This is a genomic window from Tumidithrix helvetica PCC 7403 (genome assembly GCF_965232925.1).
Classification (GTDB): Bacteria; Cyanobacteriota; Cyanobacteriia; order Pseudanabaenales; family Pseudanabaenaceae; genus Tumidithrix; species Tumidithrix helvetica.
Map to the genome: position 1 here is coordinate 35,365 of NZ_CBDDRA010000028.1, position 21,835 is coordinate 57,199.

General features: G+C 46.0%; 22 protein-coding genes. 12 read left to right on the top strand and 10 right to left on the bottom strand.

The features are described from left to right. Positions 1–28 precede the first annotated feature (28 nt). The gene (locus tag ACP2WE_RS20960; protein ID WP_425217480.1) at positions 29–1,846 is read right to left on the bottom strand and encodes an ABC transporter ATP-binding protein; all 1,818 of its coding nucleotides are present in this window, start codon (positions 1,844–1,846) and stop codon (positions 29–31) included. 212 nt (positions 1,847–2,058) lie between these two features. Here ACP2WE_RS20960 and ACP2WE_RS20965 point away from each other — a divergent pair, with 212 nt between their 5' ends. The 3 genes from ACP2WE_RS20965 (at position 2,059) to ACP2WE_RS20975 (ending at position 4,642) form a co-directional block, all read left to right on the top strand. After that, complete coding sequence (locus tag ACP2WE_RS20965; protein ID WP_425217481.1) at positions 2,059–3,243, top strand: esterase-like activity of phytase family protein; 1,185 nt, start codon at positions 2,059–2,061, stop codon at positions 3,241–3,243. 245 nt (positions 3,244–3,488) lie between these two features. Continuing rightward, the gene (gene prmC, locus ACP2WE_RS20970; RefSeq protein ID WP_425217482.1) at positions 3,489–4,415 is read left to right on the top strand and encodes a peptide chain release factor N(5)-glutamine methyltransferase; all 927 of its coding nucleotides are present in this window, start codon (positions 3,489–3,491) and stop codon (positions 4,413–4,415) included. Between the two features lie 80 nt (positions 4,416–4,495). Continuing rightward, complete coding sequence (locus ACP2WE_RS20975; protein WP_425217483.1) at positions 4,496–4,642, top strand: DUF4351 domain-containing protein; 147 nt, start codon at positions 4,496–4,498, stop codon at positions 4,640–4,642. Between the two features lie 87 nt (positions 4,643–4,729). Here ACP2WE_RS20975 and ACP2WE_RS20980 read toward each other — a convergent pair whose 3' ends face one another. Further along, complete coding sequence (locus ACP2WE_RS20980; RefSeq protein WP_425217484.1) at positions 4,730–5,536, bottom strand: PD-(D/E)XK nuclease family protein; 807 nt, start codon at positions 5,534–5,536, stop codon at positions 4,730–4,732. Between the two features lie 440 nt (positions 5,537–5,976). Between ACP2WE_RS20980 and ACP2WE_RS20985 the strand changes: the two genes are divergently transcribed. Genes ACP2WE_RS20985 through ACP2WE_RS21000 form a run of 4 tightly spaced genes read left to right on the top strand, consistent with a single transcriptional unit; the run spans position 5,977 to position 10,176 of the window. After that, positions 5,977–8,988 (top strand): hypothetical protein, encoded by a 3,012-nt coding sequence (locus tag ACP2WE_RS20985; RefSeq protein ID WP_425217485.1) that lies wholly within the window; start codon positions 5,977–5,979, stop codon positions 8,986–8,988. Further along, on the top strand, positions 8,978–9,511 hold the full coding sequence (locus ACP2WE_RS20990) for a Crp/Fnr family transcriptional regulator (RefSeq protein WP_425217486.1): 534 nt from the start codon (positions 8,978–8,980) through the stop codon (positions 9,509–9,511). The genes ACP2WE_RS20985 and ACP2WE_RS20990 overlap by 11 nt, the downstream gene beginning before the upstream one ends. After that, positions 9,501–9,947 carry a Crp/Fnr family transcriptional regulator gene (locus tag ACP2WE_RS20995; protein ID WP_425217487.1) on the top strand — a complete coding sequence of 149 codons (447 nt, stop codon included), beginning with the start codon at positions 9,501–9,503 and terminating at the stop codon, positions 9,945–9,947. Before ACP2WE_RS20990 ends, ACP2WE_RS20995 begins: the two co-directional genes overlap by 11 nt. Before the next feature lie 16 nt (positions 9,948–9,963). Next, on the top strand, positions 9,964–10,176 hold the full coding sequence (locus tag ACP2WE_RS21000) for a hypothetical protein (RefSeq protein WP_425217488.1): 213 nt from the start codon (positions 9,964–9,966) through the stop codon (positions 10,174–10,176). Between the two features lie 54 nt (positions 10,177–10,230). Here ACP2WE_RS21000 and ACP2WE_RS21005 read toward each other — a convergent pair whose 3' ends face one another. Then, on the bottom strand, positions 10,231–10,632 hold the full coding sequence (locus tag ACP2WE_RS21005) for a calcium-binding protein (RefSeq protein WP_425217489.1): 402 nt from the start codon (positions 10,630–10,632) through the stop codon (positions 10,231–10,233). A gap of 547 nt (positions 10,633–11,179) precedes the next feature. Here ACP2WE_RS21005 and ACP2WE_RS21010 point away from each other — a divergent pair. Next, positions 11,180–12,466 (top strand): MFS transporter, encoded by a 1,287-nt coding sequence (locus tag ACP2WE_RS21010; protein ID WP_425217490.1) that lies wholly within the window; start codon positions 11,180–11,182, stop codon positions 12,464–12,466. A gap of 91 nt (positions 12,467–12,557) precedes the next feature. On the opposite strand, the gene ACP2WE_RS21015 is transcribed toward ACP2WE_RS21010, so the two are convergent. The 7 genes from ACP2WE_RS21015 to ACP2WE_RS21045 all read right to left on the bottom strand — a co-directional run bounded on the left by ACP2WE_RS21015 (position 12,558) and on the right by ACP2WE_RS21045 (position 17,493). After that, positions 12,558–13,052 carry a rhodanese-like domain-containing protein gene (locus ACP2WE_RS21015; RefSeq protein ID WP_425217491.1) on the bottom strand — a complete coding sequence of 165 codons (495 nt, stop codon included), beginning with the start codon at positions 13,050–13,052 and terminating at the stop codon, positions 12,558–12,560. Between the two features lie 2 nt (positions 13,053–13,054). After that, on the bottom strand, positions 13,055–13,834 hold the full coding sequence (locus ACP2WE_RS21020; protein ID WP_425217492.1) for a sterol desaturase family protein: 780 nt from the start codon (positions 13,832–13,834) through the stop codon (positions 13,055–13,057). A gap of 3 nt (positions 13,835–13,837) precedes the next feature. Then, positions 13,838–14,395 carry a type IV pilin-like G/H family protein gene (locus ACP2WE_RS21025; protein WP_425217493.1) on the bottom strand — a complete coding sequence of 186 codons (558 nt, stop codon included), beginning with the start codon at positions 14,393–14,395 and terminating at the stop codon, positions 13,838–13,840. A gap of 85 nt (positions 14,396–14,480) precedes the next feature. Beyond that, entirely contained in the window at positions 14,481–15,014 is a 534-nt protein-coding gene (locus ACP2WE_RS21030; protein WP_425217494.1) for a type IV pilin-like G/H family protein, read from the bottom strand. Between the two features lie 12 nt (positions 15,015–15,026). Beyond that, positions 15,027–15,173, bottom strand: a complete 147-nt coding sequence (locus ACP2WE_RS21035) for a hypothetical protein (RefSeq protein WP_425217495.1) — start codon at positions 15,171–15,173, stop codon at positions 15,027–15,029. Next, entirely contained in the window at positions 15,163–17,136 is a 1,974-nt protein-coding gene (locus ACP2WE_RS21040; RefSeq protein ID WP_425217496.1) for an ATP-binding protein, read from the bottom strand. Before ACP2WE_RS21040 ends, ACP2WE_RS21035 begins: the two co-directional genes overlap by 11 nt. A 114-nt stretch (positions 17,137–17,250) precedes the next feature. Beyond that, positions 17,251–17,493, bottom strand: coding sequence for a hypothetical protein (locus ACP2WE_RS21045; RefSeq protein WP_425217497.1), 243 nt, complete (start codon positions 17,491–17,493; stop codon positions 17,251–17,253). Positions 17,494–17,767: 274 nt separating this feature from the next. On the opposite strand from ACP2WE_RS21045, the gene ACP2WE_RS21050 reads away from it, so the two are divergent. From ACP2WE_RS21050 to ACP2WE_RS21065, 4 genes are all read left to right on the top strand, one after another. After that, on the top strand, positions 17,768–18,109 hold the full coding sequence (locus ACP2WE_RS21050; protein ID WP_425217498.1) for a hypothetical protein: 342 nt from the start codon (positions 17,768–17,770) through the stop codon (positions 18,107–18,109). 29 nt (positions 18,110–18,138) lie between these two features. Continuing rightward, positions 18,139–19,422 (top strand): BaiN/RdsA family NAD(P)/FAD-dependent oxidoreductase, encoded by a 1,284-nt coding sequence (locus tag ACP2WE_RS21055; RefSeq protein WP_425217499.1) that lies wholly within the window; start codon positions 18,139–18,141, stop codon positions 19,420–19,422. A gap of 173 nt (positions 19,423–19,595) precedes the next feature. Then, the gene (locus tag ACP2WE_RS21060) at positions 19,596–21,155 is read left to right on the top strand and encodes an adenylate/guanylate cyclase domain-containing protein (protein WP_425217500.1); all 1,560 of its coding nucleotides are present in this window, start codon (positions 19,596–19,598) and stop codon (positions 21,153–21,155) included. A gap of 212 nt (positions 21,156–21,367) precedes the next feature. Continuing rightward, positions 21,368–21,832 carry a DUF29 domain-containing protein gene (locus ACP2WE_RS21065; protein WP_425217501.1) on the top strand — a complete coding sequence of 155 codons (465 nt, stop codon included), beginning with the start codon at positions 21,368–21,370 and terminating at the stop codon, positions 21,830–21,832. The last annotated feature ends 3 nt before the right edge of the window (positions 21,833–21,835 follow it).

The window sequence follows — 21,835 nt, forward strand, 5'->3', positions numbered from 1 at the left end:
GCCCCTACGGTTCTATTAATACCATAGATTACACCAATTCACCTGTCTCTTGGAGAGAATGCAAACGGCGATAGATCCCCTGACGTTGAAGTAATTGTTCGTGATTGCCAACTTCCACAATTTGACCTTGCTCCAGTACGACAATCTTATCCGCTTCCCGAACTGTACTGAGACGGTGCGCGATGATAATGGTCGTGCGAGTTCCCTGAATGCGGCGCATGGCAAGTTGAATTGCCCGTTCCGATTCATAGTCGAGGCTAGAGGTGGCTTCATCGAAAATCAGGATATCTGGTTCCACTAACAGCGCTCTGGCAATGCCCAAACGCTGACGCTGACCGCCTGATAGTCTGACACCACGCTCGCCTACAACCGTGTGATAGCCCTGCGGCAACATGTGAATAAACTCATCGACTCGCGCGATCGCACAGGCTTCCTTAACCTGTTCAAACGTGGCAATAGGGTTGCCATAGGTGAGATTGTCCAACAACGTGCCGTTAAACACATCCACTTCTTGATGCACGATCGCCAATCGTTTGCGATAGCCTGTGATGTCAAGTGTGGCGATATCCTGCCCATCAATCAGAATATTGCCCTGATTTGGTTCAAAATAACGACATAGCAGCTTGATGAGCGTAGATTTTCCCGAACCAGAACGTCCTACTAACGCCACCGTTTCATAGGGTTGAATCAATAGCTGAATATTCTGAAGAACAGGACGCTCAGAACTATAGCCAAAGCTGAGATTGTGAAATTCCAGTTTGCCCGAAAACGCATAAGTAGGCGCAGGCTCGGAAGGATGGAAGGTCATACTAGCAGCATCCTTACCAAGGGGGCGCTGCATAAACTCGTGAAAGCGAATCATGGAGGAATAGCGACGGGCGAAGACTTCACCTAGATTGCTAATCGGTTCGAGTTCTGAGTATGCCATGCTCGAAATCGTCAGGGTCGTCACAAAATGCCCTAGGGATATCTCTCCATTCACCGTTGCCCACAAAGTTAATGCCAAAACTGCAAACACGCAAATCTGAATGAACGTGCGCTGCTGCATGGCTAATTTGACATAGCCGTAGTGAATGCTGAATAGAACCGTCTTGAGTTCGCGATTGAGGCGATCGCTCTGACGTTTAAACTCAGATGCCTCGGTGGCAAAAGCCTTGACTGTTTTGATGTTTGTGACGATTTCTGAGGTGCGACTTTCCGTGCTTTCTTGGTGCTTATCTAGCACCTCTTCTTTATCGGTTAGTCGCTTCAGTTTACTAAAACTGACCGTCAAGATCAAAATAAAAGAAATCGCAAATAGCACTGCAATTCGCCATTCAATGCTCAGAATGATCGCGAATATGCCTAGAACGCGAAAGAGCTTTGGAATAAATTGACCCGCAATTTCAGGATATGTCCAAGTGTGATTTGCCAATCCACGGGCAATTCGTCCCGCAATCCGTCCAGGGTTATTCTCATCATAAAATTCGATCGGCAAGGTCAAAATTTTGCGAATTGCCTTTTGCGTCTGGTCGCGCCTCGCCCTCAGGGCAATTTCCCAGTGATACCAAGCCCCAATCCAAGGTTGAATCGGCGCTCTGACTACGGTGACGATAAAAATAATCACCATCAGCACCAAGAGCGAAAAGGATGGCGTGGGTGTTTGACCCGCGATCGCTGCCGTACCATTCACAAACTGCTGCAAACCGCGATCTAGCGATTGACCAGACAGGACATTGAGAATTTGTCCGATCGCATAGGGAACCACCAGATCGATAATTTCAAAAGCGCTAGAAGCTGCGATACTAAAGACAGAGGCTTTGCGGTAGCGGCGGTAATATTTAAGAATGTCTTGAAACGAAGCCATATTTCCCCACGACAATTGTGCGGTTAAGTTAAGTAGAAGTTAAGTAAAATAAGATTCGCCGAATCTTGTATTATTTGATACTACAAATACTACACTAAAGTCTTGGCACAATGCAACATCACAAAGCACAATCGATCGCTTAAAATTCCTAAAAAGGGCAAAAATCCCCTGTCTTCAATTCAACCGCACTTCCCTAACTAGCGAGAAAATTTGTGAATAAGCGATTGCCCGATCTAAGAAATATAGTTTATCGAACCAGCTTTCATAGGATTTCTTGGTTCCTAGCTTTGGTAATTTGCCTTGTAATTATTTTTCTGGATGTCACGCATCTATCCATAGCCGAAGCCAAAGACCGTACCTTTGTGCCCCTATCGCTGGAATTTATCAATGCCTATGAGTTGCCCAAACAGGAATTTGAACGTACTCCTGTCGGTGGATTGTCGGGAATTACCTACGATCGCGATCTAAATTTATTTTATGCCATCTCCGACGATCGCAGCGAGAAAGCCCCCGCAAGATTTTATACGTTAAAGCTTGATTTTGATTCAGACAAACAGGCTCCCAAGTTAGAGAAAGTGGAAGTCAAAGCCGTGACTTTCCTCAAGGATTGGCAAGGCAAGACCTATGCTCAAGGCGGTGTGGATCCAGAGGGAATCGCACTCACCTCTCAGCAATCTGTATTCATTTCCAGTGAAGGCGTCACCCATGCAGGAATTCCACCATTTATCGATGAGTTCGATCTAAAAACGGGGGCGTGGAAACAGAGTGTCCCCATTCCAGCAAGATATCGTCTCGCTCCTAAAGGCGAAATCGAGCAAGGCGTGCAGGATAACTTTGGCTTTGAAGCCTTAGCTCTGATCGGGAGTGCCCCAGGCGATCCCTATCGACTATTTACTGCAACCGAATCAGCACTCACCCAAGACAAGCAACCCAGCACTCAGGGGGCAAGAAGTCGATTTCTCCACTATGTGCTCGGTTCGGGTTCGCCTATGGTAATTGCCGAACATCTCTATCCTGTGGAAGTTTCTCCTACCGCAGGAATTATCGGAATCACCGAATTACTGCCCATCGATCGCGGCGGACATTTTCTCAGTCTAGAACGTGCCTATGGGGCAAAGGGTTTTGGCATCAAGATCTGGCAATTTGCCACGGGTAGTGCTTCCGATACATCCAAATTACCTAGCCTACAGGGCAACTTAGGCAGTTTGCGCCCAATTCGCAAGAAACTCGTACTAGATTTAGAACGCTTAGGCATTCGACTGGACAATTCAGAAGGAATGGCGCTTGGTCCGCATTTATCCGATGGAACTCAAAGCCTAATTGTCGTCAGCGACGATAACTTTAGCAATACCCAAATCAACCAGTTTCTTCTCTTCCGCCTTAAACTCAATTCATAAACCCACCCTAGCCCTCCCCTTACAAGGGTAATATGTACACACATCTAGGTTTATTCGTTAAATACTAGGAATTACCCCACCCTAGCCCTCCCCTTGCACTAGCCGCGAAGCGACTTCCCGCAGGGTAGGGGAGGGAACAAGAAATCTTGTCTTCCCCCTTGACAAGGGGGAATTAAAGGGGGTAAGTCCGACTTGTGTGTAGACAGCAGCCTTTACAAGGGGAGGAGACTGGATTTATAGAACCTATGACAGATTTTTGGGAATGGTACGCGCGATCGCAACAAGAAGCCAAACAGCACGATGTGCCAACTAGCGAACTTGACTGGCTGATTATCCAGATTTTGGAGATCGATAAATTAGCCCTGCGCTTGCGCGAGATTAACCTAGAGGCAAAAGCAGATCGCGTAGAACATTTGATGCAACTTTGGCAGCAGCGCATTCATCAACGCATACCTTGCCAATATCTAGTCGGGAAAGTTACTTGGCGCGATCTAGAACTCACCGTGACTCCTGCCGTGCTGATTCCTCGCCCAGAAACGGAAGCGATCGCCGATATCGTGGCAGCCTATCGAGATATGCCTAAATACAGCGAAGGTACTTGGGTTGACCTAGGAACTGGTAGTGGCGCGATCGCCCTCAGTTTAGCCCAAACCTTTCCCAAAGCCCAAATCCATGCTGTCGATTGCAGTCCTGAAGCCCTTGAAGTTGCTAAAACCAATGCTATACAGTGCCACCTCAGCGATCGGATTACTTTCCACCTTGGAACGTGGTTTGAACCTTTTTATGGGAATCAGGATCCCAGAAACATCATCGGCATGGTTTCTAACCCACCATACATTCCTTCTTTAGAAGTCGATCGACTTCAGCCCGAAGTTAGAGATCGCGAACCCCGCCTTGCCCTAGATGGTGGTAGCGATGGATTGGAAGCGATTAGACACCTCGTTGCATCGGCTCCCAGCTATCTAGCCTCTGGGGGCTATTGGTTGGTGGAGTTAATGGCTGGACAAGCTGAAGCCGTGCGATCGCTGCTGATCGCCAACGGTCATTACACCAAGATTCAAACCCATCTGGACTATGCGGGTGTCGAGCGATTTGTCTCGGCACAGATTAATGATTCCATTTCAGTCATTTCCGATCGCATACTTAAGGATCGTAGATTGATTAAAGTGTAATTTTTTGAAAGTAATCGGCACTTTAACCAATGCCTCTTAGTGCCTTGAATTGCAGGTAATTTAATCCACAATCCTAAGCGATGAAAACTGTCTTTAGTCAAGTCAGCCCCAGACTAAAAAATCGGATCTCTAAACTATCTGCGGCGCAACTAGAAAATCTAGCTGAAGCAATTTTTGACCTTGAAACGATCGCTGACTTAAATGCTTGGCTAAAAACGCAATCGTAAAATCGCTTTGCCTATGACGAGATCGCGAGGGGGACACCGTTGACAACGATCGATAGCATTTGTGAAGCAGCGATTTTAACCGTCAAGCTAAATCACCACTTCTGGATAGGTTTCTAGACTGCTGGCAAGAAAATCTTCTGAGTCTTGAATTCCTCGGCGTTGACAGCGATAGGCAAATTCGCATCTCATACATTCATCGCTGCCTAAAGGTAGTTGTTCGAAATAGAGTTGGGTTGTTGTCGTCGTAACATCAAGGATAACTTTAGACATATCAGAAAGAATATGCAGTAAATCTTGGTGGGTTTGTTGGTGCTGGTGGCTGTCATAGGCGATCGCTACAGATTTCGCGGTATTTGCAAACCAGTAGGTCATGGATAGCTGCTCGGGTAGGTAATCGCTGGTATTTGCCAAGATATATAGATAAAGGCGCGTCTGCCAATTTGCTTGCAGGGTCGCAAACGATAGGGGACGGGCGTGGGTTTTCCAATCTAAAATCTGTGCCGTACAATCGCCTAAAATTAGCAGATCGTAAATCGCCGCGAGCACATAGCACCGATCTTGGGCGCGATCTTGAATATTTAGCTCTAAGGTGCGGCGATGTTCGCACAGGCGATCGCCAGCGATCGTAGTGGGCGGCTCGGTTGAAAAAGTCAGCAACCACTTTTGCAATTGGGGATCGCTATCTGCAAGTTCTGTCACATCTAACCCTAACTCTCGCTGTTGCATTAACAGATGAAACCGCTCTCCCAACAGGCGTTTGTCTTGTTGTTCCGTTGCAGACAAGTTTAAGCCGTCAATAAATAGATGTTGAAACTTGCGTTGACAGGTACTCCAGACATTGAGATGTCCTTGAGAAACAGAAGATATTGACAAGAAATCAGTTTTTTCAAGCATGGGCAACCAGAGTGCGATTTAGGAAATACTTGCTAAATAATTAGCGATTCGGGCTAAACTTGCCCTCACAAAACAAACAGGACAAGAACCAAAAAATTTGTGATTTTACTAAAGACTTTGTTGCTGTAAATTTGGGATTGATAGATTGTGTTGTCAGAACAATCCTCTGTAGTTGTCCCAAGGTAAGGGGCAGGTGCATCCCTATAGGATAGGCAATATCAACAAAAAATTTACAACTGGAAAACTTTTACGGCTTTATGAGAAACAAAAAAAGTCTGTTGTAGTACCATAACGTCAAAATATTTGAAATATATATAGCCTAAAGATTCCCTATCCTCACATATATGACAAAGCTAGTGTCTACTTACTAGAAATCAGTCTAGAAACAAATCTAGAAGCAAGTTTAGAAATAAATCTAGGAAAACCACACAGTAAGCAGCATGAACACGGCATCTAGTCCGCCCCCCGAAAACCTATCTCGCCGAGTCTTGAAATGGGTAAACCTGCGTCCAGAGGAAGCAGAGCGTACCCTACTGATGTTCTTTTTTTATGCGGCGACTTCGATCGGTGCGGTTTGGCTTGAGGCAAGCAGTGCCGCCTTATTTGTAAAGCATTTTGGCGCGGAAAATCTCACATGGGTTTACATGGCAACCGCCGCGATCGTGACGACCCTTGGCGTGTTTTACTCTTGGTTGCAAAAACATCTGCCGTTGCGCCGCGTAATGTTGGGCGTGGCTTTGCTGCTGGCTTTCCCGCTACCTTTTGCATGGGTGGGCTTACATCAGACAGGCATTTTCCTGATGGTGGCTGTATTTTCACTGCGGTTGTGGGTCGAAGCTGTTTATGTACTTGGCACGATCAACAACGACATTGCTGCCAACCAGCTATTTAATATTCGCGAAATCAAACGAGCCTTCCCCCTGATTAGTACTGGCATTATCATTGCGGAAATCGTCAGTGGTTTCTCTTTGCCCCTAATTATTCACCTATTTGGCATTGCCAATGTTACGCTGGCGGCTTTTGTGATGCTTTTGTTAGGGGCATTTTTGCTGTTTTATCTCAGTACTCGCTATCGCCAAGCATTTCCCAATGCGGTTTACAGTAATACCGAGGATGGAGAGCTATCGACGCGCCGACTGCAAGGCAATCTCCAAAGCTACGTAACCTTACTGTTTGGCTTTTTTATCGCTGCCCAAATTCTGTTTTTCTTAATTGACTACCAATATTACGCCCAGCTAGAAATTCAACTTAAATACGAAGAATCGATCGCTCAGTTTGTCGGCATCTTTGGCGGCATCATGGGTATCTTTAAACTGACGCTACAGTTGTTTGGCTCTAGTCGAATTATCGAGCGCATAGGGGTTTTTCTCACGGTCTTAATCCCACCCATTGGTACGGTAATCGCAGGTTTGCTGGCGGGCTTCGCACCGTTTGGTTTACTGATTGGCTTTGTTATTCTCAAGTTTTTTGACGAACTATTTCGCTTTACGATTGTTGCCTCAACCGCACCAACATTATTTCAAGCCGTACCCGACCAGTTTCGCAGTCGCGTACAGTCTCTTGTCAGAGGGATTGCCGATCCGCTTTCGATTGGTGGGGCAGGGATCTTAATCTGGCTAGTGAGCCAAGTACTGCATCAGCAAGGCGTACCCGTTGAGGTATCTGCTCGTTTATTTGCGGGACTGGTGGTTTTTGTAGCTGCGATCTGGATTTGTATTATTTGGCTGTTGCGGCGTGGCTATTTGCAACTTTTGATTCAGAGTGTGGAACGCGGTCAACTAAGCCTCACCGAAGTCGATATTCGGGAAGTGCGTCGGGCTGTAACGGAGTCTCTGGTTCGAGCAGAAACGGATCTCGATCAATCCGTTTGTATTGAGTTACTTTCGCAAGTTGCGCCCCAAACTGTGGGTGAGTCGCTTGCCCCCTTGCTGCTCCAAATGGCACCTGATATTCAAAAGCAAAGCCTAGAGGCAATGCTAATCAAGCCAGATATTCGCTATCTCCGCAATGTCAAAGATTTATTGCAATCGCCCAATGTTTCGCCACAGGTACAGTCTCTCTGCTTGCGCTATGTGTTACTGGCTGATGAGAATAACCGCAATGTCAATAGTCTGCGTTCTTACTTAGGCTCTGAGCAAAACCCGATCATTCGAGGCACAGCCGTAGCCCTGATGATGCGTCTTGGGACACCACCCCAAGTAGCTGAGGCAACCAATACCTTAAGGCAGATGATTACCAGCCCCCACCAACCCGAAAGGGTGTTGGGCTGTCGCGCTCTTGCCGAAGCTACCTATATGCAATCCTTGCGCTTTTATGTGCCGCAGTTGCTGCAAGATCCATCGATAGAAGTGCGCTGTGCCTTATTGCAAGCGATCGCTGCCACCCGCGCTTCCGAATACTTCCCCTCGGTAATTCGAGGGTTGCACTACAAAGCCACCCGTAAAGCTGCCTATGATGCCCTCGTAGAATTAGGAGATTATGCGCTAGATTCTTTGGTCGGCTTGACTGAAAATTATTCTAGCCCCGAGAACGTGCGATTGCGCGCTTGGGAAATTATGGGCGATATCGGTACACCTGCGGCTGTGTCTGTGCTAGCAAATTCTCTATCTAAGTCTTGGGGTAAACATCGACGTACGATCTTGCGCACGCTGATCCGCATTCCCAAAGAAGTGGGTATTGAAACTGTTCTAGAAATGATCGGGCGCAGTGGTGTCGAGCAAATGGTCGAACAAGAGCTGATCGTGATGGCAGAAGCTTGGGTAGGTATCGAAGACATCCCTTCCGATCAAATTGCTTCTTTAGAGGCTGGGCTGCTAAAAGAAGCGTTGCTGGCTGAGGTTGAAGATAGCTTAGAACGTTTATTCTTACTAATGAAACTACTGTATACGCCATCGGCAATTCAAGCCGCCGCCTTTAATATTATGTCTGGCTCGAAAGGGAGTTTAGCTAGAGGCATCGAAATCTTGGATAATACGGTTGATTTAACGAAAAAGCAGGTTATTTTATCTGTCTTAGATAAACGCTCGATCGCTGAGAAATTGAGGATTTTGTCAGAAATTTACTTCTACCAACCGATGTCCAGCGTAAAGCGATTGCGCAACCTGATCGAAATCAACTACTGTTTTTCCGATTGGACCTTGGCTTGCTGCTTTCATGTGGGACGCAGCCAGCTATGGAGCTTACCAGCGGAAATTACCCTACAGTGCTTGAGTCACCCTACAGGGTTTGTCCGAGAAGCGGTACTGGCTTATTTACAAGTGGTATCACCCCGATCGCTACAAAAAATGTTACCCGTACTCACCCAAGATCGAAATTCGTTGGTAGGAGCACAGGCAAAGGCGATCGCTAGTTACTTTGGTGCAAATGCTACGGGTGGCGACAATGTGCAAAATCTTGGGTTGCCAGATCCTACCTCACCCCCAAGTTCGATAAGGAGGGGTGATGCTCACTAGAATCGATCGGTTATTGCTGGTGAGGGGCGTACCGATTTTTCAAGAATTGCGCCTTGACTTCTTGGTAAGATTGGCTTCGATTATGAATGAAATTGCAGTTCCAGCTGGCAAAACCATCTTTGTAGAAGGACAGGAAGGGCGATCGCTCTATATCGTAATAGCAGGGAGGGTACGCGTGCACATTGGCAGTAAAGATTTAGTGGTTTTAGATAAAGGCAGTTGTTTTGGCGAAATGTCTCTGTTTGATGCAGAACCTCGCTCTGCTTCGGTGACAGCGATCTCTAATTGTGCCTGCTTAGTCCTAACCCAACAACAACTTTTCGAAGCCATTAATGAAACACCTGATATTGCCATAAATATAATTTGCTTTCTGTCTCGGCGCATTCGCAGTCAAACTAAGGCGATCGCGAGCTACCTCGGCTGGGAAATGGGGATGGCGGATGTCAATGAAATTAGCTATCCCAACGGGGTGCATACTCCTACCTCGCAGGTAAGTTCGATGGGGAGGAACGATGCTAACTAGTATCGACCGACTATTACTCGTAAGGGGCGTACCGATTTTTAAGGAGTTGCGCGATGACTTCTTGGTGCGCCTAGCTTCGATTATGAATGAAATCTCATTTCCCTCTGGCAAAACGATTTTTGCGGAAGGACAGGAAGGGCGATCGCTCTATATCGTGATTGCGGGGCGCGTACGCGTGCACCTAGGTCATAAAGATTTAGCGATTTTAGATAAAGGTAGTTGCTTTGGCGAAATGTCTCTGTTTGATGCTGAGCCGCGCTCGGCTTCGGTGACAGCCGTGGCATATTGTGAATGCTTAGTCTTAACCCAACAGCAACTTTACGAAGCGATCGATGAAACACCAGGCATTGCTGTAAATATAATTCGCTTGCTCTCGCGCCGCATTCGCAGCCAAAACCTCCAACTCAACGAACTGCAAGCCTCAAAACAGTTGTGATTGGTGCGATCGATCTATGAAAGTCTCTCTTGAGTTTTTATATCATTTCCGATGCGATCGCTGCACGCAGTGGTGGAGTCGTGCCGACATTGAGCCCCAGATTGGAGAAATTGTCTATTGCCCCTACTGCGGTCATGAAAATACAGTTGAAGGCATCCAAACCTTTCGCGATGCCGCACGCAATGCCACCAAATCTAGCTGCTTAGATAGAAAACCTGATGGGGAATAGTTATCAGTAATTGGTTATTTTGGTAATTGGAATCCAGACTGACCGCTGAAAGCCTCACAGCCCCCACTGTCTCTCTACGCTCCAACAACCGTCCTCGGTTTGGACGTAGTCAACGCCGCGCATCTCTACAATTGGCTCGCCTTTGTAAAACACCAGATGAAAGCCATCTTCACGCAACTTGAGCGTGACTTCTTTTCGCCAGATTTGCTTTAAAATCAGCGTATCCGTACCTTCTTCATCCTCGATGCGATCGTATCCATCCCCAGGGTGATAGATATAAAAATCGTTCCCTTTGCCTCCATAGAGGGTATCATTCCCTTTTCCACCTGTCAGTATGTCGTTACCGCTGTAGCCAAAAATGATATCATCCCGATCGGTTCCATGAATGATGTCATCGCTAGATGTCCCTTGATGAACGTGGCGCTCTTTAGAATTGTCTGGCAGATTTTGATTCATAGCTAAGATGGGGATGGCATTACCTAATAAAAAACTATGGCAAGATCGAAGCAATCGTCAAATATCACAAAATTATACAGCCATGTTCTTATCTTGCGCTTAAACTTTTCGCTAGATTTTCATAATTAGATGCTTGATACCTTAACTTCAAATATTTGAAGTTAAGGTATTTTACAGCGCTAAGAATAAAGTAAAGAGCTACAATCAATACTTTTCAAGGCTTACTTTTCGCTAGCATTTCTGCTTTTGGGTAGAGCTAGTCTAGACATTTGTGAAAGAGTTGACAAATATTCTGACAGAATGGGGAAAGCTGAAGCTTTGAAAACCGATAAAATCATCATGCCGTATAAAATCCAGCATTCTAAATTTAGTAGCGATAGGACGATCTTAAATCAACTATCGATTTGCTTTGGTTTGGGGCATATGCTTACCCACAAAGATGTCTTAATCAAAAGATCGTGAGTAGTGGAACTTTTAGTGGAAGACTAGAAGAAAAATGCTTCTACAAATTTTAATTTCAGGCGTTTCTTGTCAATTAGTTTAGCTTATGAACATCACACAGTTGTTTCCAACAAAATGGTTACAGGTTTGGGGGCTTGCCGCAGTCCAAGGAGCCATTACACTTGCTTGGGTAATTTACGGACTATATCTCCCCAATCTACTTCAGCAAATTGGATTGCCTGCTGCTATGCAAGGGATAGGGTTGCCGACTGTGGTTGGCATGATATTTGCGATCGAAAGTACGATCGCGGTGCTGATGGAACCATTAATGGGAGGACTGTCAGATCGGGCACAAAATCGCTTGGGTACAAAACTTCCATTCATCACTTTTGGTGCGATCTTGGCGGCGACGTTATTTGTCGCTATTCCATCGGTGATGATTTTTGGTGGAACTAGCGAAATGATGCGCTGGATTTTTCTAGGCGTAATTATTGCTTGGGCGATCGCCATGACTATTTTTCGCAGCCCTGCCATGAGCTTGATCGGAAAATTTGCCTTTGCGACTAAACTTCCTCAAGTTGCGAGCATTTTGACCTTAGTTGGAGGTATTACAGGCTCTCTGCGATCGCTATCTTCTAAATTCATTCTCAGTTTTGGACCTGCGCTAACATTTACGGTTGGCTCGATCGCTTTACTTGGAGCCGTAGCTTTTCTGCGAATCGTAGCAGATCGGCAAGTAACCTCCATTCCCAATCCCGACTTGGATCCTTTAGAAACTGTCGAACTAACTAGAGAGCAAAATCTACAACAACTTCCATTACCACTTGTGACCTCGGCTTTATTGGGAGCGATCGGTGTAGCCATTGGCTGGGCAGCAAGGTTAATCTTTGGGGAAGTCTTTCCCCGAATATTGCAAGTGGAAGTCCCCAATGGAAATCTAGATATCCTCTTGGGTACGCTTTCGATCGCCTTGGCGGTATTTGCGATCGCTTCAGGGTTTATCGCTACCCGATTTGGCAATATCGTTGTCATGCTTGTGAGTTTGGGAATTGCTGCTGCTTGTTTAGGACTTTTATCTATTAGTCATGGCGAATTTGCGATCGTGGCGATCTCACTGGTCTTGGTTGCCTGTTTAAGTGCAGTGTTAAATGGCACTATTCCACTGGCTCTAAACGTCATGCCACAACGATGGGGTGGATTAGGTATAGGGATGTATTTTGGTGGTTCTTCTGGCGCAGCCGCACTATTTGGCTTTCTATTTCCGCAACCCGCTCAAATGATTACTTTCCCCAATGCGATCCTGATGGCAGCGATCGCGCTTTTATTAGCGGGTGTCGCGATCGCACTGACAACAAGGCTTGACAACCCACAGAAACAAGAGGTTCTAGCATAAAGAAGATACCCTGAATTCACAATCTGGAACCTCGATTGCCGTTGGCTGAGCGGAGTCGAAGCCAGTGGTTAATAACGAATGGCTAATACAGCTATTCTACTTTTGCAAAAATCCCCGCATCCTTTACGGCTGGGATATCGCGCCGCCATGCTTCGATCCCGCCTGTTAGCACGACTAATTTTAAACCCGTTCCTGCCAGTTGTTTGTAAGCTTTTGTCGATCGCATTCCCGACGTGCAATAGAGAACAATTGTGGGTTGGGTTTGATGTTTCTTTTCGTATTGCTGAGCGATTTTCTGGACTTGGCTTATCCCCGAACCTGACTCAATTTCTGTGAGAGGAACCAGTTGGCTGCGACCGATGCGATCTAAGGCAAATTCTTCAGGCGATCGCACGTCAATCAGTAGAACGGGCTTCAGTTTTCCCTGTGCCAAGTTGCTGACTAAGATCTGGGGTGTATTCCAACTAGCAATAAACGTGGGAATATCCATTCTGTGGGTAATTGCACCAATGCTGACAAATCCAGCCGTGCCGACAACCGTAACACCAAGTAGTATAGCGGCGATAAGAGTAAGATTGAGTTTCATCGTCATGATTTGTTAAAGAACGAAAAACGTCTGCGGATTTTAAATGGAAAGACTAACTGTTTGAAGTAGTTAGTTGGAACGGGAATCTTTAAACCATAACGATCTGGCATTCTATCTTTGGGCATATAGAGCGTGCCGAATAGCAAGTCTATAAAAGGAAATTGGGCAGCAAAGTTTTTGTTGTAGAGCTTGGGAGAATCGTCATGATGCCAGTGATGGAATTGGGGCGTTGCTATTAACCACTTAAGGAATCCAAACTGGATACGCATGTTGGAATGGATTAGGAAAGCAATTCCACTGCAAAACAAGGCGTATGCTGCGAGGGTTTCACTGGAAAAGCCGAGGCAATAGAGTGGAACGATCTGACAGGTTTTGGTAAACACCTGATCGAAGGGATGCACGCGCACAGTGGCAAGCCAGTCTAGGTGTGTTGTGCTATGGTGTACGGCATGAAATTTCCACAGCCAAGGGACAGTATGGAGAAGCTTGTGGGCAAAGTAATAGCAAAAGTCAGCGATCGCCGCAGCTTCGAGAAATTGCAACCATACAGGTTGCGAAGCCACGAGACTAGATAGAACGGGTACTGTCTGCAAGTTCAGTACCGAGAAAACCAAGAGAACCTGAACGATGCCTTTGCCAATAAAGTAACCCGTAAAGTAGTAGGTTAGATCGGTCTGCCAACCCACCCGAAAGATTTTCTGCCCGTGCAGCGCAAACATTCTCTCTAAGGGAATGAAGACAAATACGAGAACGATAAAACCTTTCAGTACATCGGGTATCATCGTTTACTGTCCTACGGGCTGGGTGTTGGCTCCACAAGTAGGAATTCCATTTTTCACAATTGGGTCGGGTGGCTTTGTATCTCCAGGAGCATTTGCCTCACAGAGAATTGCTAAACTTGTGACATCACTTGATGCTGCTACCTCCGAGAGAAAAATTCCACCGACATAGCTACGCCGCTCAGCGCTTTTAGAAATACCGTAATTAAAGACTGATTGTTCTTTGAATGATTTTCCCGTGGTTACACGCGTGGTGTAAATGAAATTTTCTGTATCTGTTTTAATCCCAACTCCTAGCACATCAATACTAGAGCCATACTTGCTATTTTCTGTAAAGTAGGCTTGTTGTCCCCTATTTAATGAACCTACATATGTTCGCGCCTCAGATTGCTTAGACTTGACTGCTTGGCATCTAAAAGATGGCAAAATTATTGCAGCAAGGATTCCAGTCAAAGATGTAAAAAACACCAATTTGATCCAGAGGCTCCATCCATTCTTTTTAGGGAGAGGCGATCGATCTAGATCTTTAGTTTCTTTCCGATCGCTTTTTATATCGCTTTTCATAATGATATGCCTCAACTGATAAAACGATTATTCCGCCAGAATTTGGTTTTCAGTGCGATCGCGTCGCACATACTTCACAAATTAATCACTGTCCTATAAGCTGCGTATCGGGCGCACAAGTAGGTTTACCATCTTTCATAAATGGATCGGAAGGAGTAATCATTCCTGGGGCATTTGCCTCACAGAGAATCGCTAAAGTTGTTACATCTGTTGTTTTTGGAACGGGCACAACAAAAACTCCACCAACATAGCTATGTCGGTCTGCTCTTTTAGAAATACCGTAATTAAAGGCTGATTTTGGCGTAGCTACGCGAGTAGAGTAAATGTAGTTTGGTAAATCCGTTTTAACCCCAATTCCTAGGACATCAACACTAGAACCAAATTTGTTGTTTTCTATAAAGTAGGCTTGTTGCCCCTTATTGATTGAACCAACGTAGGTAGAAGCTTCTTTTCCACAAGCACAACTGGTACTATTGAAAAGTGCAGGTAGAGCAAAGAACGCAGCAACCGTCCCAACAATAGGCGTAGTAATTAGCAATTTAAGCCAGATGCTCCAGCCCTTTTGTTTGGGAAGAGTTGACTCCACTGTCTCTTTAGTTTGGGTCCGATCGCTTTCCATGATGCTCTGCCTCTACTGATTAAAGCTATTATTTCGCCAAAATTTGGTTTGTTTAGCGATCGCGATCGCACATATCTTTGTCAGCGATCGCATGTCCATCTCAGATCCATACCAATTTCTCTTGAATTTGCGATCGCGTCTGTCCAAACTAATCCCCATAGGGATCGTCGTCGGGCTGATAGACAGGGGCAACTTTTAAGGGTTTATGACCGTTCTTGCGCGTAGGCACATTCTGCAAACCCGTTTTCAAAAAGCCGAGAATATCGCTGGGCTTTTGTTGTTCGATGCGATTCACTTGAGAGAGTACGACCTCCTTGTCGAGACCCGCGATCGCATCTTTAATCTTTGCAGGGGATAAACGCGAATCGATGCGACGCAAGCGATAGACCATGGCTTCCTCAAACGGCATATCGGGGACGGGTTGATAGATATTGCGTCCGTCCTGTCCGCGCATTACGGGTGGGCGCGGGAACTTGAGAAATACGGGCTGCGTAAAGTGAGGGTGGCGTACCATCAGTTCTCCTTTGGGTAGCGTGGCAAGTTTGGTTTTCACTGCAGAGGAGAGCGTGCTATAGCCGGGGGTAGCGAGTTCGTCCATATCCATGCGTCCGTAAAGCCCCGTACCGCAGTTACCGACGATACGTTTGTGGACTTGCGATCGGAACTGTTGGGCGGAAAATAGAACTTCACCCAAATAGCGACCGCGTTCTGAAATATCCAAGAGAGTTCGCTTTAAATAGGTGTCGCTACCATCCGAGGCAGCATATTTATTCAATTCATCCACAAAAATAATTACCCGTTCCACACCCAGACTGTTCTGTTCGAGCGATTCGCGAATCTTGCTGACAATGCGCGTGAAGACGAGATCTTGGGCAGTTGGCTCTAAATTCGCCACATCCACTACATAAATATTACTCTTGCGAAAATCACCCCAAGGCAGATCGTTGACAATATCGCCATTGCCAACCAAGCCTTTACAGCGATTGGTGATATTCATCAGACGGTTGCGTACCTTATAGATCGTGGCAATGTGATGGCTGTGCCATTCTTTTTTATTTTCGCTTTCCATCTCCTCAATCACGCGACTAAACCACTCTTCCAGCTTTTGGAAGTTTGACACCTTTACGCCTAGGGTATAGTTCATGTCGGGGTTGCGAATCACTTTCTCTTCGATCAAAGAGAGAACGGCATCGGCTTTGGCATCGACATCATCGCGATTTAACAAAACCTCTGTATATTCAAAAATCTCGGTTAAGCCCCACTGGAGTGGCGAGACGTTATGGAGTAGGGCGGGATGTGTTCGCAGCGTATTCAGATTATAACCATCGGGCTTAAAGGGAGCATAGTAATGCACGTCATCAAAGGGCGTTGCAGGAATTTCCAGTTTTTCATAGACATCTAATTCCTCCTCTGTAAGCTGTCCGCCCTCCGCAGGGGGCAGATCGAGATAGAGCAAATCGGGTCCCTTAACATTAAAAAATACTGCTGCTACGCCACGATCGGGGTTATCGGGGCAATAGTGCGCGAAGATGCTTTTGAGCAGGAATTCCACAAGGGAAGTTTTGGTTGCCAATCCCGATACCCCCGTGATATTCAAATGGGCGGCTTCGGGGCCTAAGAGGAAATCGGCATCGAGATATACGGGCGAATTCATACCACCCTTAACATAGACACCGACTGGAATGCCGCGACCTTTGCCGACATACTCATCCATGCGTAGGGACATCAGCACGGCATCATCGTCAGCCAAATACACGGGCCCAATCGGAACGGGTTGCAAAGGCTCCTCAGGTTCCATGCGCAAGACGGCAGCTTTAAAGGCGCGAATTTCTGGGCGTTGGGTGGGGGCAATATCGGCTAACTCGGCACTGCGATCGGCGCCGATATAGTCATACAAGGCGGAAACCAAATCTGTGTAGCCATGGGCTTCGACCACAATGCCATAGATATCCCATTTTGTGGCGGTGGCTTTACCAAAGTTGCGTTTGGGTGGCTGGGCTACGGTAATTTTCACAATCGTGCCAATGCCCACGGGTGAGTTTAGCTCCGTCCAAAAATTGAAGGTGTCGGGAGTATTTGGGCTACTTTCTGTGGCAAAGACGCGACCAATTAGTTCAGCCATGGGTTTTGGGGTATTTATGTTGGGGGGGAGGTAAGGCAGTCACTGAGGAATAGTCGGCTTAGGTGCTTGAGGAGGATAAAGCGATCGCTTCACCCTCCTCACAAGCAAGATTAGTTATTCTTCTTCGTCCCAAAAATCCTCTGTATATCCAAGTTTTGTGGCAGCAGAACGCTGAGAAGAACTTAGATCTTCCCAGTATAGATCGTCAGATTCAGGAGGATCGGTCTCTTCCTCCCAACTGTCCTCATCCCAGCCAAGTATACCCCAGAGTTCTTGCTCTGCTTCGCTCATGTCTATCCAACTCATGTCATCCCATGTATCACCAGGATTCCCTTCTACTTCTCGAATGCCTGCCATGTTGTACCTCTTGAGTATTTTTCAAGAATTATGTTAGCTTACAACAAATGCTTGTGCAATTCGTTGCTCTTCAGACAGCCACGCTACGACTTGAAAGCTTGAGGTGGGTCTGGCGATCGCCCCTCCTGCCATATAAAAGCTCTGCGGTCGCGAATTAATCGCAGATCGAACGAGGAACTTTTAGAGATTCACTCAGTCTTTAGACGGATTGCGACTATTATAAAAACACTAGGTGTTCGCGTTAGTAATTATGTCAATCCAACCTATTCGATCTATGTATAAAAAGAGTAAGTATAAAAAGAGTAAGCGATCGCTTGCACTCTCCATCGCCACAGGTTTGCTCTTATTCCTACCAACTCAGGCAGTCAAAAGCGCCGAACAGAAAACCAAAAATCCCTATCCAAATGAAGTGGTCAATACATTTATGAAGGGATGTCAGATTACAAATGACAAGAGCTTTTGTAGTTGCTCCCTAGACAAATTGCAAGAAACCTATACCTTTGACAATTTTAAAAAGGTTGATGCAGAGGTGAGAGAAACCAAGAAATTGCCCAATGAAGTCCTAGAAATTTTCACATCTTGCCAAGCTAAACAAACCAATAGCACAGGTAACTGATGCAGATCGTAGAGGCAGAGAATTAAATCGTGCAATCGCTTCATGTTGTCGTCATTGGTGGGGGTGCAGCGGGATTCTTTGGAGCAATTCAGGCGGCTAGTGCTGCCAAGCAAAGTTTTTCTCCGATCCAAGTCACCCTTTTAGAAGCAGCTCACCAGCCCCTTGCGAAAGTGCGTATTTCAGGTGGTGGTCGGTGTAATGTTACCCATGCTTGCTTTGAGCCTGCCACCTTAATTCAAAACTATCCCAGAGGTGGGAAAGCCCTGCTCGGTGCGTTTAACCGCTTTCAACCCCGCGATCTCGTGGCGTGGTTCGCCGCTCAAGGTGTGGAATTAAAAACCGAAGCAGATGGGCGCATGTTTCCGATTACCGATGACTCCAGCACGATTGTGGAATGTCTGACTTGGTCGGCTAAAAAAGCAGGGGTGATTCTCGATATCGGGAAGCCTGTAATGGAGGTCAATTCGTTCTTAACCGAAGAAGGAAAGCAGCAGTTTGAAGTCATTCTCAAATCGGGTAGGCAAATTGAATGCGATCGCATCCTACTAGCAACGGGTAGCAACCCCAATGGACATCAAATTGCTCGGGCTCTAGGACATACGATTGAGCCTCCTGTACCTTCGCTATTCACGTTTAACATCAACGATCCGCAGCTACAGGAACTGGCTGGGGTAAGCGTGGAATCCGCAAAATTACAACTAGTTTCTAAAGATACGGAATCAAAAGCTGGAAAGAAAGCGAAAAATCAATTAGAGCAAACAGGCGCATTGCTCGTCACCCATTGGGGTTTGAGTGGGCCTGCGGTACTGAAACTCTCAGCTTGGGCAGCAAGAACGCTGCATGAATGCGGCTATCAAACTAACTTGCGCGTAAATTGGCTACCACAATTCCATTCCGATCTGGTGCGACAAACGCTATTAGACGCGAAACAAGAATTTCCCAAGCGATCGCTGGGCAGTCACTGCCCTTTTGCTTTACCCCGTCGCCTCTGGCAGTATTTGTTAGCCCGTACTGAGATCGAATTAGAAAAACGCTGGTCGGAACTTCCCAATAAGTCAATCGAGCGGTTGGCGATCGCCCTCACGGCAAGTACCTATACGATCGCAGGTAAAGGCGTTTTCAAAGAAGAATTTGTCACCTGTGGCGGGGTGAACCTCAAGGAAGTGGACTTCAAAACGATGGAAAGTCGCCTTTGCCCCGGTTTATATTTTGCTGGCGAAGTCCTTGACATTGATGGGGTGACGGGTGGGTTTAACTTTCAAAGCGCTTGGACGACTTCATGGTTGGCGGGACAAGCGATCGGGGGTAGTTGATATTTTATCCGAAGCAATGCAGATCTCGGCAGAAATCACACGATGGTTGTGCGGCAAGTCATTATACGGTTGTGTTATAAATCAACGATTAACGCAATGGATGTAGGGAAGATTGATTAGTGTTAGATGTTTTTGCATCACTTAATTTTTCCTTTACAGAGGAGTATCACCCAATGACCGAAAAGCCTAGCCTTGACGAATTTAAGATCGATCCATACATTTCGCCAGTAGAAGCCCGACAATTAGTCCAAAAAATCTTAGAAGGGAAACCAGGTTTATTCCCAGTCACGGGACAGGCTGGTACGGGCAAAACAACAACTTTATTTATGATTGCCTATCATGCTTGGCAACAAGGGTTTCCGATTACAGTGTTCACCGAGGATCGGGATCTGTTCGATTTACTGCATTTTTCTTTGCCTCAAAGTTGGGTGACGCATTGCGTAGAGGCATCCGAACAGGCATGGCTAGATGTCACGCATCAAGCGATCGCCAATCCTTCTATGGCTATTGTCATCGATTTGCTCAACGGTAATAATGATGAAGCCGCACTAATAGCGGCAAAAGCTGGGCATTGGGTTTTTACCTGTATCGATACCCCTTTTGTTGGAATAGATGTGCTCTATAACCTACGAGGTTGGGGATTAACTAGCCGAGACATGTTAGAGAATGTTTCGGGTGTGGTTTCACAAATGCTGCTGCCTCGCTTATGTGGTGATTGCGGTCAATTAGTACCAGCGAGTTTAGAAGAGACAAGGCTGGTTTATCCAGAAAGTCATAAAACCAGAGAACTATGGCGAGAGGTTGGCTGTCCGATCTGTGAGAATCGAGGAACGGGAGGAAGTTGGCGTTACGGACGTTGTGCATCTTTTGATGTATTGCTGATTGACAATGAGGTGCGACCACGATTAGCAGATTATTTGGATCGCAATATTCTAAGTTATCTCCCTGCTGACAAACATTTTACGATGAAAGATGGTTCAAAAGATTTAGTTAAAAATGGACGGGTAGGTATCCAAACCTACCAACGCGAAGTTTTACAAAATCCACTATTGCGAACGCAACACTTTTGGGAGCAAGAAAGCCTTCGTGCCAAGCAATTTCAAGAGATGTTTGGTCGTTTTGTCACCCAACAGCTTGTAGAAAGACTCATGTCTCAGCAAGACTTTGAGCAGATCGTTGAAGGCGAAAGACGATATGTCACCTGTTTCTTTTGCGATTTTCGAGGTTTTACTACCCGTTCGGAACAAAGTTCCCCATCAGAAATCTTTCAAATGCTCAATCGATATTTCCGAGAGATTATCGATACGGTGTTTCAATACGAAGGGACGATTGACAAGTTTATTGGAGATTCCGTCATGGTTGTTTTCGGTGCTCCCATCGAGCAGACCGATCGCGAACTTCGAGCCGTGCAATGTGCAATTGCCATCCAGCAAAAAGTTGCTGAAATCAATCAGCTTGAGGGTATTGAGCCAATTCATATTGGGATTGGGATTAACTCAGGTGAAGTCATTGCAGGCTGTTTGGGTAGCGATCGCCGCATGGACTATACTGTTTTAGGGGATGTGGTCAACACGGCAGCACGTTTGGAAAGTCAAGCTCAGCCTAATCAAATTTTGATCGGAGCAGAAACTTATGCTGCTGTAAAGGATAAAGTGGAATGTCGTGGGATCGGCGCTTTAAAACTCAAGGGAAAAAGCGAGTCGTTGGAAGTTTTTGAGGTTGTCTACAGGTAAAAACTTTATCGATCCGTGAGATGAATCTAGGCGATCGAACCAAATTACTTTAGACTCTAGGGAAATGCCTGAGATTGGGGCTGCTGTACCGTAGATTTTGATAGTATATGGGTAATCCCATGTCCAAAAAACCTAAGCTAAGCGCAGATCTCAAACCCACATCTGTTGCAAATTTACTTGAAATTGGTATAAGAAAAAGGAGTTGAAAGCAAATGACTCAATCAATTTCGCCACCTGTCACTGGTTATGAAAGCGATCTCAATTTGTGGATTGAGGAAACAGTCTTGCGACTAAAAGCTAGGGACTTTGAAGGATTAGATATAGACAATTTAATTGAGGAGTTAGAGGGCTTGGCAGGGAGAGATAGACGTGAATTGAGGACTAGACTAACTACATTGCTCGAACATATCCTAAAACGGTGCTATGTCAACAGCGAGTATGATTACGCTGGGTGGCAAGCAACAATTGTCAGGACTCGCATTGAGATTGAAGGGATCTTAGAACAATCCCCAAGCCTTAAAAATTATGCGAATAGCCCAGAGTTATTCCAAAAGGCTTTTAAGGATGCTTTACGCCTTGTTAGAGCGGAGCTAGGTTATAAGTCCGTCCAATTTCCTGATGCATGGCAGTTTAGTCAAGATATCGATGCGATTTTGAATGTGGATTTTTGGGAATGACGA